The organism is Devosia sp. Soil_C_22 (assembly GCF_057657195.1).
In genome coordinates, this window is the sequence record NZ_JBDGIY010000001.1 from 2,473,611 (window position 1) to 2,487,870 (window position 14,260).

The following is a 14,260-nucleotide window of genomic DNA, read 5'->3' on the forward strand; positions in this document are numbered from 1 at the left end:
TACCACGCCCACGGCGTCATCCCCGCGAAAGCGGGGATCTCCGTTGACCGGACGCTCCGCAAACAAGGATTCCCGCTTGCGCGGGAATGACTCCGTGCCTGAGGCACCAAGCGGCGGGGCTCAGTACCCCGCCGACTTCTCCACCTCGTTGACCATGGGGTCGCCGGTCCGGTAGCGCCGCAGGTTCTCGATCAGCATCTCGAGCCCGCGCTTGTGCGTGCCCGGCGTGGTCGCGCCATTATGCGGCGTGATGATCGTGTTGGGCGCGTCCCAGAACGGGCTCTCCGGCGGCAGCGGCTCCTCGCCATGCGCATCGAGCCCCGCCCCGGCGATCCTGCCGGATACGATCGCCTCAAGCAGCGCCGCGTCGTCAGCAATGCCGCCCCGCGAGAAGCACACATAGTAGGCGCTCGGCTTCATCGCCGCGAACTCGGCCGCCCCGAGCATGCCCAGCGTCTCTGGCGTGCGCGGCGCCGTGACCACCACAAAATCCGCCGCGCCCAGAAACTCATACAGCTGCTCGCGCCGATACATCCGGTCGAAATGCTCGGCCGGCTCACCACTGCGGCGCATGCCGATGACCTCCATGTGGAAGGCCTTGGCCTTGAGCGCCAGGTCGACGCCGGAATAGCCGGTGCCAATGATGGCGCAGGTCTTGCCGGCCAGCTCCTCGTGCGGCCGGTGCCGCCACACCTTCTGCCGTTGCTCGTCGAGCCAGCGCACCGCATCGCGCTGCAGCATCAGCATGAGCATGATGGCGTGCTCGGCGAGCGGCACCGCGCCATTTCCCTTGCAGCAAGTGAGGATGATGTCGCTGTCCTTGAACGCCGGATAGAGCTGCTTGTCCGGCCCGGCCGCCCACGAGTGCACCCATTTCAGCCGCGGCGAGGCCTGCGCCAGCGCCTCCGGCGCGACGTACCCGGCCACTACATCGGCGTCTGCAATCCGCTCCGGCAGTTCCGCGTCGGTCGCCAGATACTCGAACGTATCGTCGGGCGAGGCCTCCTCAAGCTTCCTGCGCCAGGCCCCGCGCCCCTCGGCGTCGGTGACGACCTTGTCAAGCTGCGGCTGAACGACGAGAACATGCATGGCGTGGGCTCCGGAAGTGATCAGGACAAGCGGCGGGAATTCCTGCAGCGGGACACGACCCTGGGGCGCGCACCGCTGACAGCCAAGTAAGTTGTCAACGTTATTGCCACCTTGTAGTGATCGCGCTGACAGGTAGCGGGAAACCGATGAAGAACATCAACATCCAGCCGGTGCCGAAGCGGCGGCTTGCCGATATCCTCTACGGGCAGCTGCTCGAGCAGATCATGCAGGGCGCGCTCGTTGTCGGCCAGAAGCTTCCCACCGAGAACGCGCTGTGCAGCGCCTTCGGCGCCTCGCGGCCGGTGGTGCGTGAGGCCCTGATGCGGCTGCAGGCCGACGGGCTCGTCGAATCTCGGCGCGGCTCGGGCACCTACCTCGCGCGCGCCCCCTCGCCGGACGTCTCGCGGTTCGTCGAGGCCCCCGACTTCGCCGCCTATCTGCGCACTTTCGAGGTCCGCATGGCGCTCGAAGCGGAGTCGGCGAGCTTTGCGGCCCGGCGCCGGACCGAGGAGGATCTGCTCCGCATCCGCAGCGCCATGAAGGCCTTCAGCACCGCCGTCGAAGCCGGCGAGCCGGCCCAGCATCTTGATATCGCCTTCCATCTCGCCGTAGCGTCCGCCACCGGCAACGAGCTGTTCGTTCGCCAGCTCGAGGACCTGACGGCCGAGGTCGAAGGCCTGATGAACGTTTCGCTCGGCCTCACCGCGCTCGGCTCGGAGGCAAGGCGTGCCGCCGTCGTGCAGGAGCACCGCCAGATCGTCGAGGCGATCGAGATGGGCGATGCCGATGCCGCTGCCCTCTATATGCGCTTCCATCTCAGTCAGGCCCGCCGCCGTCTCACCGACGTCACCCGCCAGCCCTGACCCTCAGGCCGCCAGCTCCTTCAGCGCCTGCTGGTTGAGCGCCAGCAGCTCGCGCGAAGCCTGTCCGATCCGGTCGAGCAGCCCCTTGTCCGTGAGATTGCTGAGGAACGGCAGCAGCGGCCCGGTCTTCGCGACGCCCGCGGCGTCCACTGCCGCATGCAGCACGCGCAGCGGCGAGTAACCGTCGCGCAGGTCCTCGAGCGGCAGGAACTTTGCCCGCAGCTCGGCCGCCCGCTTGCCATCCCCAGCCTTCAGCGCCTTCAGCAGCGCCGCCGACAGGGCCGGCGCTATGCACACCGAGCCGGAAGTGAAGCCGGTCAGCTTGAACTTCGTCAGGTGGCTGATCGCCGGCCGCTCGCCGATGCCCGAGACGATGAACTTGGTGTCCACCCGCTGCACCAGCTCGTCGAGGAAGCGGTCGTCATCCGGGTTGTCGCGCACCAGCGCATACTTGATCGCGCACACCGCGCCATCGGCCACCACCCGCGCAAGGTCGGCGGGCGTGATATAGTTGTCGGCCTTCACATAGGCAGTGATCGGCCTGCCATACCGCTCGGCGATCAGCCGCAGGCCCGTCGCGACGCCGGCACTGTCGGCCGGAAAGCTAAGCGGCAGTGCCATTGCGGTCGGGAACGCCCGGTCCCGCAGCATCCCCGCCTGGTCCAGCGCCTTGCCGAAATCCGGCCCGATCGACGGGATGATCCAGCTCTCTTTCGGCGCGACCTCCTCGAGCATGTCGAGCAACGGGCCGTACTCGCTCAGCGCCAGGTTGTAGAGGTTGGCATTGCCGCCGTAGAGCGCCGTGGTCACCCCGCCCTTGGCCAGATGCGCCAGGATCTTCCGGTTCTCCTCCTTGTCGAGCGCATAGTCGGCCCGGCGCGCCAGCGGCGGCACGGCGATGACGGACTCGGACAGGGTCTCGGGCGTAACCTTTGGCGTGCGCATCAAAATATCTCCTCGTCGAGGCTGGGTGGCGAGTTAGGAACGGGTGCGGCGGAGCGTGGACGCCCGTCGCAAGCGGGTCTGGAAATAGACGGACTCGCCATGCGTGCCCGGCTCGTAGACGCCTTCGTCGTTCCGCACGTTGACGCGGCTGGGATATTTCACGATCTCGTCCTCGACGATGTCGACGCCCAGCCCCGGCGCCGTCGGCAGCGCGATGTGGCCATCGACCACCTTGGGCGCCGGCGTGATCACGGTGTCGCGGCCCGGCCAGTCGAACTCGAGCCGCTCCAGCATCAGCGCGTTGGGAATGGTCGCCATCACGTGCAGCGCCGCGTATTCAGCCACCGGCCCGAGCGAACCCGAGTGCGGCGCCATGGTCATGAAGTGGGTCTCGGCCATCGCGGCCATCTTGCGCATCTGCGTGATGCCGCCGGCCCGCCCGGTATCGGGCTGGATCACATCGACCAGGTCGCGCTCGATATAGGGCAGGATGCCCCAGATGGCCGAAACGCGCTCGCCGGCCGCCAGCGGAATATCCACCGCATCGCGCACCCGCGCCAGCGCATCGAGGTTCTCCGGCGCCACCGGATCTTCGTAGAACAAGAGGTCCGCGTCCTCGAGCGCGCGCCCGAAGGCGATCGCGTCCTGCGCTGTCATCCACGACGGGCCGTGCGCGTCGAGCATCAGGTCGACATCCGGCCCTACATGCTCGCGGATCATGTAGACCCGGTCGATATCGTCCTTGCCGGCCAGCGGCAGCTTCATCGCCGAGTAGCCAAGCCCCAGCAGCTCATCGGCGCGCGCCTTGGTGCGCGCATGGCCATAGACCTTGATGCGATCACGGAAGCAGCCGCCAAGCAGGTTCCACACCGGCTGGCCGAGCGCCTTGCCCTTGATGTCCCACATCGCCATCTCGATGCCGGTCATGGCGCCGCCGCCGACCGTGCCGGTCATGCCGTGCCCCATCAGGCTGGTCAGCATCTTCTGCCACAGCCGGTCGATATTGCCGGGGTCCTCGCCGACCAGCACATGCGACAGGTCCTTGACCGCCGTCTCGATGACCTTGGGCCAGCCCGAGCATTCGCCGACGCCATAGATGCCCTCGTCGGTGAAGATTTTGACGAACAGCCAGTTGCGCGAACCGGCGAAATCGCCCTCCAGCACCGCAAGCCCGTTCTTGTCAGTCGGGCTGCTCGGGCGCGCGCCCACCTGCATCAGGTAAGTCTTGATCTCGGTGATCTTCACGGCGGCGCTCCCTCACGATGCTCACGGAGAGGCTACCCCTCCCTCACCGGTCATCGCGTAGGGCAAAGTTGTTGTCAACAATAATCTCTTTTTGAAGCCGATAGCCCGCTCAATCAGTACACAAAAATTACATCTCGCGCCGTCGATCTAACATCCGACCGCCTTCACTCGGCGTGAGCACGCAAAACAAGAAGGGCGGCCCGAGAGCCGCCCTTCTTTAGCCTGCCCTATGCGAGCAATCAGCTCTGCAGCTCGAGCACCACGACGCGGGCGCCGGCCTTGTTGTTGTTGGTCGAGAGCGCAACATTCTTGCCATCCGGCGACACGGCAGCACCGAAGAACTGCGCCCCCACAGTGTCGTTCGGCAGGGCGATGATGCCGTCCTCGCTGACCGTCGTGTCGAGCTTGCCCGAAGCGTCGAGCACGACCGCCGACGGGATGCCGCCAAAATAGCCGACATGCAGGGTGCGATCGCCCGGCAGTGCGACGAGCAGACGGCCGCGATCTTCGGCAGTGGTGAGCCCGAGGCCTTCCGACTGCACGGCCACCTGGCCGGCGCCGCCGTAACTGGTGTCGAGCGCGGTGCCCTTCACCTTGAACGAAACGATGTCGGGCGCCTCGGTGGTCTTGAAGCCGAGCGTCGAAGCAACGCCCTCACCGGTCGCGCCACCGTAACCGGTGGTCACCCAGCTGCCATCCGAGAGCTGCACGGCAGCGTAGCACTCGGCAAAGCCGCCATCGCCGACGAATGGGTTGAACACGGCCACACCCGGCGTGGCGGTAAGGCCAACTGCGGTCGCCGACGACTCGGGCGTCACGAACCCGCCGAAGCCGTCGTCGAGCGTGCCGTCAGCATTGAGGTGGATCAGGATCACGTGGTTGCGCAGCGAGTCGCCGAGATTGGTGTAGCCCGCGCTCATGATCGAGCCGTCGGCGCCCACCGTGACGCGACGGCCGCCTTCGTTGAAGGCCTGCGCCGAGTGGTAGGTATAGGGCTTGCCGCCGTTGAACGCCGGATCGACCGAGCCATCCGCTGCGAGCAGGCGCGTCACGAACCGGTCCGCATCGGTGCGGCCCGAGCCTTCAACGGCCGAGCCATGGCCGGCGACGACCAGCTTTTCGGTGCCCGAGCTGTTGTCGACCTTCAGATCCCAGGCCGTGTCCTGCGGCGGATTGTCGACACCCGGGAAGCCGTCATTGGCGGCATTGGCCCAGCCGAACACCACTTCCACCGCCCCGGTCTCGCCGCCCCAGGCGTCGCCGGTGACCTGCTTGCCGGTCGCGTCGAACTTCACGAGGAAAACCGAAATACCGCCATCCTCCTCATTGGCGTTCACCGCCGCGACGACTTCGCCATTGGCGAGCGGAGCAACGGCCAGCGACTGCTCGACGCCGGGGCCGAGGTCGACCGTGGCAAAGCCGCCGTTACCGAACGTGGTGTCCGGAGTGCCATCGGAGTTGAGGCGGCCAACCACGACAACCGTGGTCGGGTCGGTTTCAGCCGACGGGTCGCCGAGATGGCCAGAGACATAGATCTTGCCATCGGCGCCATAGGCGAGGCCGCGGAAATCATTGGCCTTGTCGGTGGTGAAATCGGCGACGGACGTGATGTCCTGGGCAAGCGCGGTGCCGGTCATCAGCACGGCGCCAAGGGTAACGAGGCTACGGATCAGCATGAGGGTGCTCTTCTGTTTTGTCCCGGGAGGCACGAACCCTCCGTGCTCCGTGGACTGACGCTGGATGCCGCCGGGCCCTGACCCCCGCGGCGGGGAAGGGTCGGCCGGCTACATGCCGGGGACGACGACGAGGATGCCGAGCCGGTTACCGGCCTGGCGAAGATCGCGGGCAAGATCGGTGAGCGCCCGCACCGCCGCCTCGGCAGCGGCGCGCTCGGGCGAGCCCGATGCGGGAGCAAGGAAGCGCTCGTACGGCGCATCCATCGCGGCGACGGCTGCTTCCGCTGCCTCGAACTCGGAGCGGATCTTGGCCCCGAGCTCGGCGTCGGTCGCATCGACCAGCTTGTCGAGCCCGGTCTCGAAATAGACCGCCTTGGCGCCGCCGAACGAGTGGGCGTTGTCCGCCTCCGACGTGCCGCTGAACGGCGACGGCTGGAAATTCTCATTGGCCGGGAACAGCCCCGCGCCGATGCGGCGCAGCGGGATTTCGTAGCCGAGCAGCACGGTCATGCCGTTGAAGGCGCGGCCGAGCGCATTGCGCTGGTCCATCTGCTCCACCGACGCGCGATAGTTGTTCTCGCCGGCCGCCCAGGCGGCGCTGACCACGGTCAGGTCGTTGACCAGCAACTGCGCCAACGCCTCGGCATACTGCCCACGCCGCGGCGCGTTGGTGAACGCATCGGCGGTCAGCCCGCCATCGGCGCCCCACAGCAGATACTCGAGCACATGCAAGCCGGTGGTGATCTTGACCGGCGGCTCGATCGTATTGAGCCGGGCAATGGCGCGGAAATTCAGCGACTGCGCCTCGTCGGCGATCAGCGCGTCGAGGCCCGCCGGATCGACCGGCCAGCCATTGAGCCGCGGGAACGGTCCACCCGGGCCGTCGACTGGTCCGGCATAGAACAGGAACGCCTCGGTATCGAGATAGGCGCTACGCGCCGCAAGCCACGCCGTGCGCGCGCCTTCGAGCGTCTCGGCCGACGGCGCGTCGGTCAGCGCTCCGATGGCGATACGCAACGTGGTCGCCGCGTCGAACGCCGTCGAATAAGTCGCGGTGACGAGGTCGACATAGCCTTCCACCTGAGCCTTGGCGTCATAGGCGAAGGCGCTCGCATCGTTGCTCGCGAGACGGAACTCGGTGATCGTCCCCAGCACCGGGCCGCCGCCCTCGTTGGGACCACCCTCGCCTGCCGCCTCGACCTGCGCCACATGGATGCGCCTGGTCGGCGCGAGCGCGCCCGTCTGGGCTGTCGCCGCTGGATCTGTGAACGAGCTTTCCCGTGCCAGCGCGATGCGCTCGACACTGGTGCTGCCGACCAGCAGCGCTGTGCCCAGCCCGATCCAGATTCTCGTCTTGCGTTCCACGCCAACCCCCGTGCGACCCAAAGTAGCTTGCCGTTCGGCGATGCAACGCGTAGGAAAACTGACTGTGACAGTCAACTATTAATCGGTGGACCTGAACCACCTGGAGTTTCTGGGAATGATCCTCTGCATCAGCGACGTCCTCGATGCCGCCGCCCTTGCCGAGCTGCGCAGTACGGTGGCCGCGGGTGTCTATGTCGACGGGGTCCTGAGTTCCGGCTGGGCCTCGCGGCTCGTGAAGCACAACGAGCAGCTCGGCGCCGGCCCGGCTCTGGAGGCGGCTCAACAAAAAGTGATCGCCGCACTCAAGAATAACCCGGTCTTTTCCGCCGCGGTGATGCCGCGGCACTTCGCGCCGCCGCTGTTTGCGCGCTATGAGCCCGGCATGGAGTTCGGTACGCACATGGACAACCCGTTGATGGGGCCGGATTTCATGCGCGCCGACATTTCGGTGACGATCTTCCTCGCCGATCCGGACAGCTATGACGGCGGCGAACTGGTGATGGAAACCACCGGCGGCGAAACCGCCTACAAGCTCCCAGCCGGCTCCGCCGTAACCTATCCCACCACCGTGATGCACCGCGTCGAGCCGGTGACCCGTGGCGTGCGCGAGGTCGCCGTCACCTGGGCGCAGAGCCTGTTCCGCCGCGCCGACGAGCGCGAAATCCTGTTCGATCTCGAGCGCACCGCCCGCGCCCTGTTCGAGCGCGAGGGCAAGTCCGAGCTCTACGACCTGATCAACAAATCGACGTCCAATCTCCGCCGCATGTGGGTCGACTAAGGAACTCTCTTCGATGCTGTCACGCCGTCTCTTCGCCGCCCTCGCCCTCTCGGTTCTCGCCATTCCGGCCGCCCACGCGCAGGACCCGGGGATCACCGTCTACACCTCGCAGCACCAGGCCCTGACCCAGGCCTGGGCCGATGCCTTCACCGCCAAGACCGGCATCCCGGTGGCCATCCGCAAGGGCACCGACATCCTGATGGCCAACCAGATCGTGCAGGAAGGCCTCAACTCCCCGGCCGACATCTTCCTCACTGAAAATTCCCCGGCCATGGTGATGGTCGAGCAGGCCGGCCTGTTCTCGCCCGTCGCGCCCGACACGCTGGCGCAGGTGCCCGAAGAATTCCGGCCCACCAGCGGCATGTGGACCGGCATCGCCGCGCGCACCACGCTCTTCGTCTACAATACTGAGATGCTGAAGGAGGCCGACCTCCCCAGGTCGATGCTCGACCTCGCCAAGCCCGAATGGGAGGGCCGCTGGGGCGCCGCCCCCGCCGGCGCCGACTTCCAGGCCATCGTCTCGGCCCTGCTGCAGCTTTCGGGCACCGACGAGACCGCCAACTGGCTCGCCGGCCTCAGGAAGAACGCCATTGTCTATCGCGGCAATTTCGAAGCCATGCGCGGCGCCAACATGGGCGAAGTCGCGGGCGCCCTGATCTACAATTACTACTATTTCGGCGACAAAGCCGCGACCGGCGAGAGCTCGAACAAGCTCAAGGACCTCTATTTCGGCGCCAACGATCCGGGCGGCTTCGTCTCGATCTCGGGCGGCGGCGTGCTCAAGTCGTCCGACAATCCCGAAGTGGCGCAGCAATTCCTCGCCTTCGTCACCAGCGCCGAGGGCCAGGCCGTGCTGCGCGACCACGCCTTCGAGTACACTGTCGGCAGCGGCGTCGAAGCCAACCCGATCCTGCCGCCGCTCTCGACCATTGGTTATCCCAAGGTCGACCCCTCGCTGCTCAACGCGCAGGAAGTCGTGCAGCTGATGACGGCCGCCGGCGTGATGTGACGTGAGCCTCGCCGAGCCCGCCATAGCTGTCGCGACCCGCGCCGAGCGCCTGGTCCGCCACCGCCGCACCGCCGCCCATCCGGCGGTGATCGCGGCGGCGGCGCTGGTTGCCGCCATCGCGCTGATCCCGGCCGGGTTCGTCGTCTGGGTGCTGGCCCAGGCCGGCTGGGACACCGCGGCGCCAATGATTTTTCGCCCGCGCGTCGGCGAGGTCTTCCTGTCGACGCTGGTGTTGCAGCTGCTGGCCGTCCCGCTCTGCATCGGCCTCGCCCTCGCCTTGGCCTGGCTGACCGAGCGCACCGACCTGCAGCTGCGCGCCCTCTGGCGCTGGCTCGCCGTCGCTCCGCTCGCCGTGCCGGCCTTCGTCATGGCCTATGCCTGGGACAGCAGCTTTCCCATGCTGCGCGGCCTCGGGCCGGCGGTCGGCATCTCGGTGCTCGCCTATTTCCCGCTGGTCTATCTGCCGGTGATGGCGCAGCTGCGCCGGCTTGATCCGGCGGTTGAAGATATCGCCGCAACCCTCGGCCATTCCCCAGCAAGGGTGTTCTTCACCGTGGTGCTGCCGCAGCTCCGGCTGGCCCTGTGCGGTGGCGGCCTGCTGATCGGGCTCCACCTGTTGGCCGAATACGGCCTCTACGTCCTCATCCGCTACGACACGCTGACGGTCGCCATCGTCAACCAGTTCCAGGCGGTCTATGACGGCCCGGCGGCCAATCTGATGGGCATCGTGCTGGTGGCCTGCGCCGTCGCCCTTCTCGCGCTCGAAGCCTGGCTGCGCGGCGATCGCCGTTATGCCCGCGTCGGCAGCGGCGCCGCCCGCACTGCGCCGGTGGCAAAGCTCGGCCGCACGGCCTGGCTGTGGATGCTGCTCCCCATCGCTACCACCATCCTCGCCGTCGGCCTGCCGATGGTGACGTTGATCCGCTGGATGTGGATCGGCGGCGTCGAGTCCTGGCACCTCGGCGAACTCGGCTCGGCCCTCGGCCAGTCCGCCTTCTACGCCGTACTCGGCGCCCTGTTCGTCACGCTGGTCTCGCTGCCCATCGCCTGGATGGCCGCCCGCGCCCCCGGCCCGCTGCAGCGCGCGCTCGAGAATGTGCACCTCTATGTCGGCGCCCTGCCCGGCGTGATCGTGGCGCTGGCGCTCGTCGCCATCACCGTCCGCGTCGCGCTGCCGCTCTACCAGACCGTGATCACCATGCTGATCGCCTACGTCCTGCTCTTCCTGCCCCGCGCCATCGTCTCGGTGCGCGCCAGCCTCGCTCAGGTCCCCGCCGAGCTGCAGCAGGCCGCCATCGCGCTCGGCCGCCCACCATTGGTCGCCGCCATCGGCACCACCCTGCGCCTCGCCATGCCCGGCATCGCGGCCGGCATGGCGCTCGTCGCCATGGGCATCGTCACCGAACTGACCGCAACACTGATGCTGTCGCCCATAGGCACCGAGACGCTGGCCACCCAGTTCTGGGCCCGAACCGGCGAGTTCGACCACATGGGCGCCGCCCCCTTCGCCCTCGCCATGGTTGTGCTATCCATCCCGCTCTGCGTCATTCTTCACCGGCAGGCGACCAAGGCCCGATGAGCATGCTTTCCATCCGCGGCCTCGGCAAGCGCTACGGCGCCGTTGCCGCTCTTGCCGACATGAGTCTCGACGTCGCCGCCGGCTCACGCACCGCCGTCGTCGGCCCCTCCGGCTCGGGCAAGACTACCCTGCTCCGCCTCATCGCCGGCTTCGAGATTCCCGATACCGGCGAGATCAGCCTCGATGGCCAAAGGATCGCCGACCCCGAAGCCGGTGTGCCGCCGCACAAGCGCAATATCGGCCTCGTCATGCAGGAAGGTGCGCTGTTCCCGCATCTCAGCATCGTCGACAACATTCGCTTCGGCATCCGCGAAGCCGCCGACAGCGAAGCGCAGGCGCTGAAACTCCTCGAACTCGTCGAACTCCCCCGCAGCGCGGCCAGCCGCGCCCCGCACCAGCTCTCGGGCGGCCAGCAGCAGCGCGTCGCCCTCGCCCGCGCTCTCGCCCGCCGCCCCCGGCTGATGCTGCTCGACGAGCCCTTCTCCGCTCTCGACACGGGCCTGCGCGATCAGCTCCGCCGCGCCACCGCCGACATCCTCACAGAGGCTGGCATCGCCTCGCTGCTCGTGACCCACGACCGCGACGAAGCCATGGAGTTCAGCCAGCAGCTGGTGGTGCTCGAGGACGGTAAGCTCGCGCAGGCCGGCCACCCCCGCGACGTCTACCTGATGCCTCGGAGCGAAGCCGTCGCCGCCTTCCTCGGCCCGACCATCATCCTCGACGCGGATATCCGCGCCGGCCAGACGCACAGCCTGCTCGGCACGATCCCGCTACGGCCCGAACAAGGACGACCCGACGGCCAGGCAAGCATCCTCCTCCGCCCCGAGCAGCTTCAACTGGTCCCCGCGAGTACCGGCGAATGGACGTTGCGCGCGCTGGAGCGCGTCGGCGGCCGAGCCGCCATCGCCATCGCACATGTCGGCGGTCACGCCATTTCGTTCGAAACGTCCCAGCAGGAGCTTCCGGATATCGGCGGCAAGGTCGCAGTCGCAGTCACCGGCGCCGCGTGGGCCCTCAGCTAGGCGGCGGAGCCGATCGCCGCCTGGCGCGCTGCCGCCACCGCCGCCTGAATCTCGGCGACGCTGGTTGTCTCCCGCGCCGTCCCGGCCGGCACCGCGACCGCGCGCAGCGGATCGACCCGCTCCAGCACCAGCTTCTGCCCCGGCTCGACGAAGCGCGCCGGCGCCTCGCCCGTCTCGTCGAGATTCCACGGCGTCTCTGGGTCTGGCGACGGCACCGCCTCGATCAGCGCCTTGGTGTAGGCATGCCGCGGCCGATGGATCACTTCCTCGGCTGCCCCGACCTCCATCACCTGCCCGCCATGCAGCACCACGATCGTGTCGGCCACCTGGTAGGCCGTGGTCAGGTCGTGCGTGACATAGATCAGCGAGATGCCCATGTCGCGGTTAAGACCGTAGAGAATCTCGAGAATGGTCGAGCGCAGCGAGGCGTCCACCATCGACACCGGCTCGTCGGCGAGGATGATTGCCGGATCGAGCAGCAGCGCCCGCGCGATCATCACCCGCTGCCGCTGCCCGCCCGACAGCTGGTGCGGATAGCGTCCCAGCGTCGCCGCCGGGTCGAGCCCGACGCTGCGCAGCGCCTTCTCGATCTTCGCATAGGACTCGTCCCGCGACCGGGTGATGCCGAACGCCGAGAGCGGCGACAGCAGCGGATGGTCGATCTTGTAGAACGGATTGAACACGTCGAAGGGGTCCTGGAAGATCGCCTGCACTTCGCGCCGGAAGGTCGCCTGCTCGGCCGTGTTCATCCCCACGATCGGCTTGCCGTCATAGAGCACGCTGCCACGCGTGGGCGCCTGGAAGCCGAGCAGCAGCCGGATCAGCGTGGTCTTGCCGCTGCCGCTCTCGCCCACCACCGCGGTGATCGCCGGGCTCGGCCCACCCACCGTCAGCGACAGATTCGCGAGCGCATGCTTCTTGTCCCGCCCGCCGAAGCCCGAGGAGAAGGTGACATCGACGTCGGCGATTTCGAGCCGCTTGCTCATGACGCGCCTCCGGAACTGAGAAAGTCTTCGGCCCGCGCCCCCGCGCCGCGGAAGGCGCCGGTCCGCTCGAACGACGGCAGCGATTCGATCAGCATGCGCGTGTAGGAATGCTGCGGGTTGGCGAACACCTCGCGCACCGGTCCCGTCTCGACCAGCTTGCCGCGATACATCACGCCGATCCGGGTGACGAAATGCGCCATCAGCGCCATGTCGTGCCCGATCAGTATGATCGCCGCGCCGAGCTCGCGCTGCACCTTGCCGAGCGTCCCCAGCACCTGCTTCTGCACCATCACGTCGAGCGCGCTGGTCGGCTCGTCGGCCAGGATCAGGCTTGGCTTCAACGCAATCGACATGGCGATGCAGACGCGCTGCTTCATGCCGCCCGACAGTTCGTGCGGGAAGCGATCCTGCACGCTCGCAGGCAGCCCGACGCGCTGCAGCAATTCGCCGATGATCCGCACCCGCTCGGCCCGGCCATGGCGCACGCCGTGATCGTCGAAAATGTCGCCGATCTGCTCGCCGATGCGCAGCACCGGGTTGAGCGAACTCATCGCCCCCTGCGGCACCAGCGACATCTCAGCAAAGCGCAACGCCCGGTAATCGCGGTCCGAAACGCCCAGCAGATCGCGCCCGTTGAGCCGCAGCGAGCCACCGGTAACTGTCCCGCCGCGCAGCATGCGCATCAGCGCCAGGATCGTTGTCGACTTGCCCGAACCGGACTCGCCGACAAGCCCTAAGCGCTCGCCCGGCTCAAGTGAGAAGCTTACGTCGTTGACGGCATGAAACGGGCCGGTGGGCGTGCGATATTCGATGGTGAGGTTGTTCACCTCGAGCACGGGAGCAGCCATCAGTTCGACCCCAGCCGCTTGTTGGCAAAACTATCCATGCCCGCCGATGTCAGCATCAGCCCGATGAAGATCAGCGTGATGGCGATGATCGGCGGACCCCACCACCACCACATGCCGCGGATGATGGCGCCATAGAACTGCGCCCAGTAGATCGTCATGCCGAGCGTCAGGTCGTTCTGCGGCCCCAGCCCCAGCGCCTCGAGCCCGACCGTCGCCAGCATCGCGTTCGAGACGGTGATGACGAAGCTCGCCGCGATGAACGGCAGGAGGTTGGGCAGCACCTCGACGAAGATCAGCTTCAGCCCCGATGCGCCGTTGAGCCGCGCGATCGCCACATAGCCGCGCTCGCGCAGCGACAGTGTCTGCGCGCGGATGGTGCGGGTCGCGACCATCCAGGAGAGGCTCGCGACGATCACCGCCATCAGCTCCACCGTCATCTCGCGCACGTTCGATGCCACCAGCACGAGGATCGCAATGCCCGGAATGGTCATCATCACGTCCGAGGCGAGCCGGATCACCGTGTCGACGATACCGCCGGTAAAGCCGGCGATCAGTCCCAGCGCCACCCCGACCGACAGGCTGATCAGCCCAGCCAGCAGCCCCACCTTCAGCGTCTGCGGCATGGCGAGGATCAGCACCGTGAGCATGTCGCGGCCCTGCCCGTCCGTGCCGAACCAGTGCTCCGCGCTCGGCGGAGAGCGCGGAATGGTGGCGCCGACCTGCGCCTGCGTCACGTCGACCAGCAGCGGTCCGACGATGGCAACGATGATGATCAGCCCGAGCAGCACGAGCCCCGCCAGCAGCGTGCGGTTGCGCGACAGTTCTAGCCCGGCGAGGGAGAGGAAATGGCGCATG

General features: G+C 67.5%; 13 protein-coding genes. 5 read left to right on the forward strand and 8 right to left on the reverse strand.

The annotated features are described in order from the left end of the window. Positions 1-120: 120 nt before the first annotated feature. The gene (locus tag AC3A6I_RS11970) at positions 121-1,089 is read right to left on the reverse strand and encodes a D-2-hydroxyacid dehydrogenase (protein WP_487543932.1); all 969 of its coding nucleotides are present in this window, start codon (positions 1,087-1,089) and stop codon (positions 121-123) included. Positions 1,090-1,235: 146 nt separating this feature from the next. Here AC3A6I_RS11970 and AC3A6I_RS11975 point away from each other — a divergent pair, with 146 nt between their 5' ends. After that, positions 1,236-1,952 carry a FadR/GntR family transcriptional regulator gene (locus AC3A6I_RS11975; RefSeq protein ID WP_487543933.1) on the forward strand — a complete coding sequence of 239 codons (717 nt, stop codon included), beginning with the start codon at positions 1,236-1,238 and terminating at the stop codon, positions 1,950-1,952. A 3-nt stretch (positions 1,953-1,955) separates the two neighbouring features. Here AC3A6I_RS11975 and AC3A6I_RS11980 read toward each other — a convergent pair whose 3' ends face one another. The 4 genes from AC3A6I_RS11980 to AC3A6I_RS11995 all read right to left on the reverse strand — a co-directional run bounded on the left by AC3A6I_RS11980 (position 1,956) and on the right by AC3A6I_RS11995 (position 7,183). Continuing rightward, positions 1,956-2,897 (reverse strand): dihydrodipicolinate synthase family protein, encoded by a 942-nt coding sequence (locus AC3A6I_RS11980; RefSeq protein ID WP_487543934.1) that lies wholly within the window; start codon positions 2,895-2,897, stop codon positions 1,956-1,958. Between the two features lie 33 nt (positions 2,898-2,930). Beyond that, complete coding sequence (locus AC3A6I_RS11985; RefSeq protein ID WP_487543936.1) at positions 2,931-4,142, reverse strand: mandelate racemase/muconate lactonizing enzyme family protein; 1,212 nt, start codon at positions 4,140-4,142, stop codon at positions 2,931-2,933. A gap of 239 nt (positions 4,143-4,381) precedes the next feature. After that, positions 4,382-5,818, reverse strand: coding sequence for a delta-60 repeat domain-containing protein (locus AC3A6I_RS11990; RefSeq protein WP_487543937.1), 1,437 nt, complete (start codon positions 5,816-5,818; stop codon positions 4,382-4,384). A gap of 108 nt (positions 5,819-5,926) precedes the next feature. Continuing rightward, the gene (locus tag AC3A6I_RS11995; RefSeq protein WP_487543938.1) at positions 5,927-7,183 is read right to left on the reverse strand and encodes an imelysin family protein; all 1,257 of its coding nucleotides are present in this window, start codon (positions 7,181-7,183) and stop codon (positions 5,927-5,929) included. 115 nt (positions 7,184-7,298) lie between these two features. Here AC3A6I_RS11995 and AC3A6I_RS12000 point away from each other — a divergent pair, with 115 nt between their 5' ends. From AC3A6I_RS12000 to AC3A6I_RS12015, 4 genes are read left to right on the forward strand one after another with little or no spacing between them, the layout of a single operon-like run. Next, positions 7,299-7,961: a Fe2+-dependent dioxygenase gene (locus AC3A6I_RS12000; RefSeq protein WP_487543939.1), complete on the forward strand. Its 663-nt coding sequence runs from the start codon at positions 7,299-7,301 to the stop codon at positions 7,959-7,961. A 13-nt stretch (positions 7,962-7,974) separates the two neighbouring features. Then, positions 7,975-8,970, forward strand: a complete 996-nt coding sequence (locus AC3A6I_RS12005; RefSeq protein WP_487543940.1) for an extracellular solute-binding protein — start codon at positions 7,975-7,977, stop codon at positions 8,968-8,970. Position 8,971: 1 nt separating this feature from the next. Continuing rightward, positions 8,972-10,549, forward strand: coding sequence for an ABC transporter permease (locus tag AC3A6I_RS12010; RefSeq protein WP_487543941.1), 1,578 nt, complete (start codon positions 8,972-8,974; stop codon positions 10,547-10,549). Then, on the forward strand, positions 10,546-11,571 hold the full coding sequence (locus AC3A6I_RS12015) for an ABC transporter ATP-binding protein (protein ID WP_487543942.1): 1,026 nt from the start codon (positions 10,546-10,548) through the stop codon (positions 11,569-11,571). The genes AC3A6I_RS12010 and AC3A6I_RS12015 overlap by 4 nt, the downstream gene beginning before the upstream one ends. Here AC3A6I_RS12015 and AC3A6I_RS12020 read toward each other — a convergent pair. Genes AC3A6I_RS12020 through AC3A6I_RS12030 form a run of 3 tightly spaced genes read right to left on the reverse strand, consistent with a single transcriptional unit; the run spans position 11,568 to position 14,259 of the window. After that, complete coding sequence (locus AC3A6I_RS12020) at positions 11,568-12,557, reverse strand: ABC transporter ATP-binding protein (RefSeq protein WP_487543943.1); 990 nt, start codon at positions 12,555-12,557, stop codon at positions 11,568-11,570. The two genes, AC3A6I_RS12015 and AC3A6I_RS12020, sit on opposite strands and share 4 nt — an antisense overlap. Continuing rightward, positions 12,554-13,405 carry an ABC transporter ATP-binding protein gene (locus AC3A6I_RS12025; protein WP_487543944.1) on the reverse strand — a complete coding sequence of 284 codons (852 nt, stop codon included), beginning with the start codon at positions 13,403-13,405 and terminating at the stop codon, positions 12,554-12,556. Before AC3A6I_RS12025 ends, AC3A6I_RS12020 begins: the two co-directional genes overlap by 4 nt. Then, entirely contained in the window at positions 13,405-14,259 is an 855-nt protein-coding gene (locus AC3A6I_RS12030; protein WP_487543945.1) for an ABC transporter permease, read from the reverse strand. Before AC3A6I_RS12030 ends, AC3A6I_RS12025 begins: the two co-directional genes overlap by 1 nt. Position 14,260 lies beyond the last annotated feature (1 nt).

Coding starts and splice junctions, on each gene's coding strand:
- AC3A6I_RS11970 (WP_487543932.1), bottom strand. CDS start 1,089: ATGCATGTTCTCGTCGTTCAGCCGCAGCTTGACAAGGTCGTCACCGAC.
- AC3A6I_RS11975 (WP_487543933.1), top strand. CDS start 1,236: ATGAAGAACATCAACATCCAGCCGGTGCCGAAGCGGCGGCTTGCCGAT.
- AC3A6I_RS11980 (WP_487543934.1), bottom strand. CDS start 2,897: ATGCGCACGCCAAAGGTTACGCCCGAGACCCTGTCCGAGTCCGTCATC.
- AC3A6I_RS11990 (WP_487543937.1), bottom strand. CDS start 5,818: ATGCTGATCCGTAGCCTCGTTACCCTTGGCGCCGTGCTGATGACCGGC.
- AC3A6I_RS12000 (WP_487543939.1), top strand. CDS start 7,299: ATGATCCTCTGCATCAGCGACGTCCTCGATGCCGCCGCCCTTGCCGAG.
- AC3A6I_RS12005 (WP_487543940.1), top strand. CDS start 7,975: ATGCTGTCACGCCGTCTCTTCGCCGCCCTCGCCCTCTCGGTTCTCGCC.
- AC3A6I_RS12015 (WP_487543942.1), top strand. CDS start 10,546: ATGAGCATGCTTTCCATCCGCGGCCTCGGCAAGCGCTACGGCGCCGTT.
- AC3A6I_RS12020 (WP_487543943.1), bottom strand. CDS start 12,557: ATGAGCAAGCGGCTCGAAATCGCCGACGTCGATGTCACCTTCTCCTCG.
- AC3A6I_RS12025 (WP_487543944.1), bottom strand. CDS start 13,405: ATGGCTGCTCCCGTGCTCGAGGTGAACAACCTCACCATCGAATATCGC.
- AC3A6I_RS12030 (WP_487543945.1), bottom strand. CDS start 14,259: ATGCGCCATTTCCTCTCCCTCGCCGGGCTAGAACTGTCGCGCAACCGC.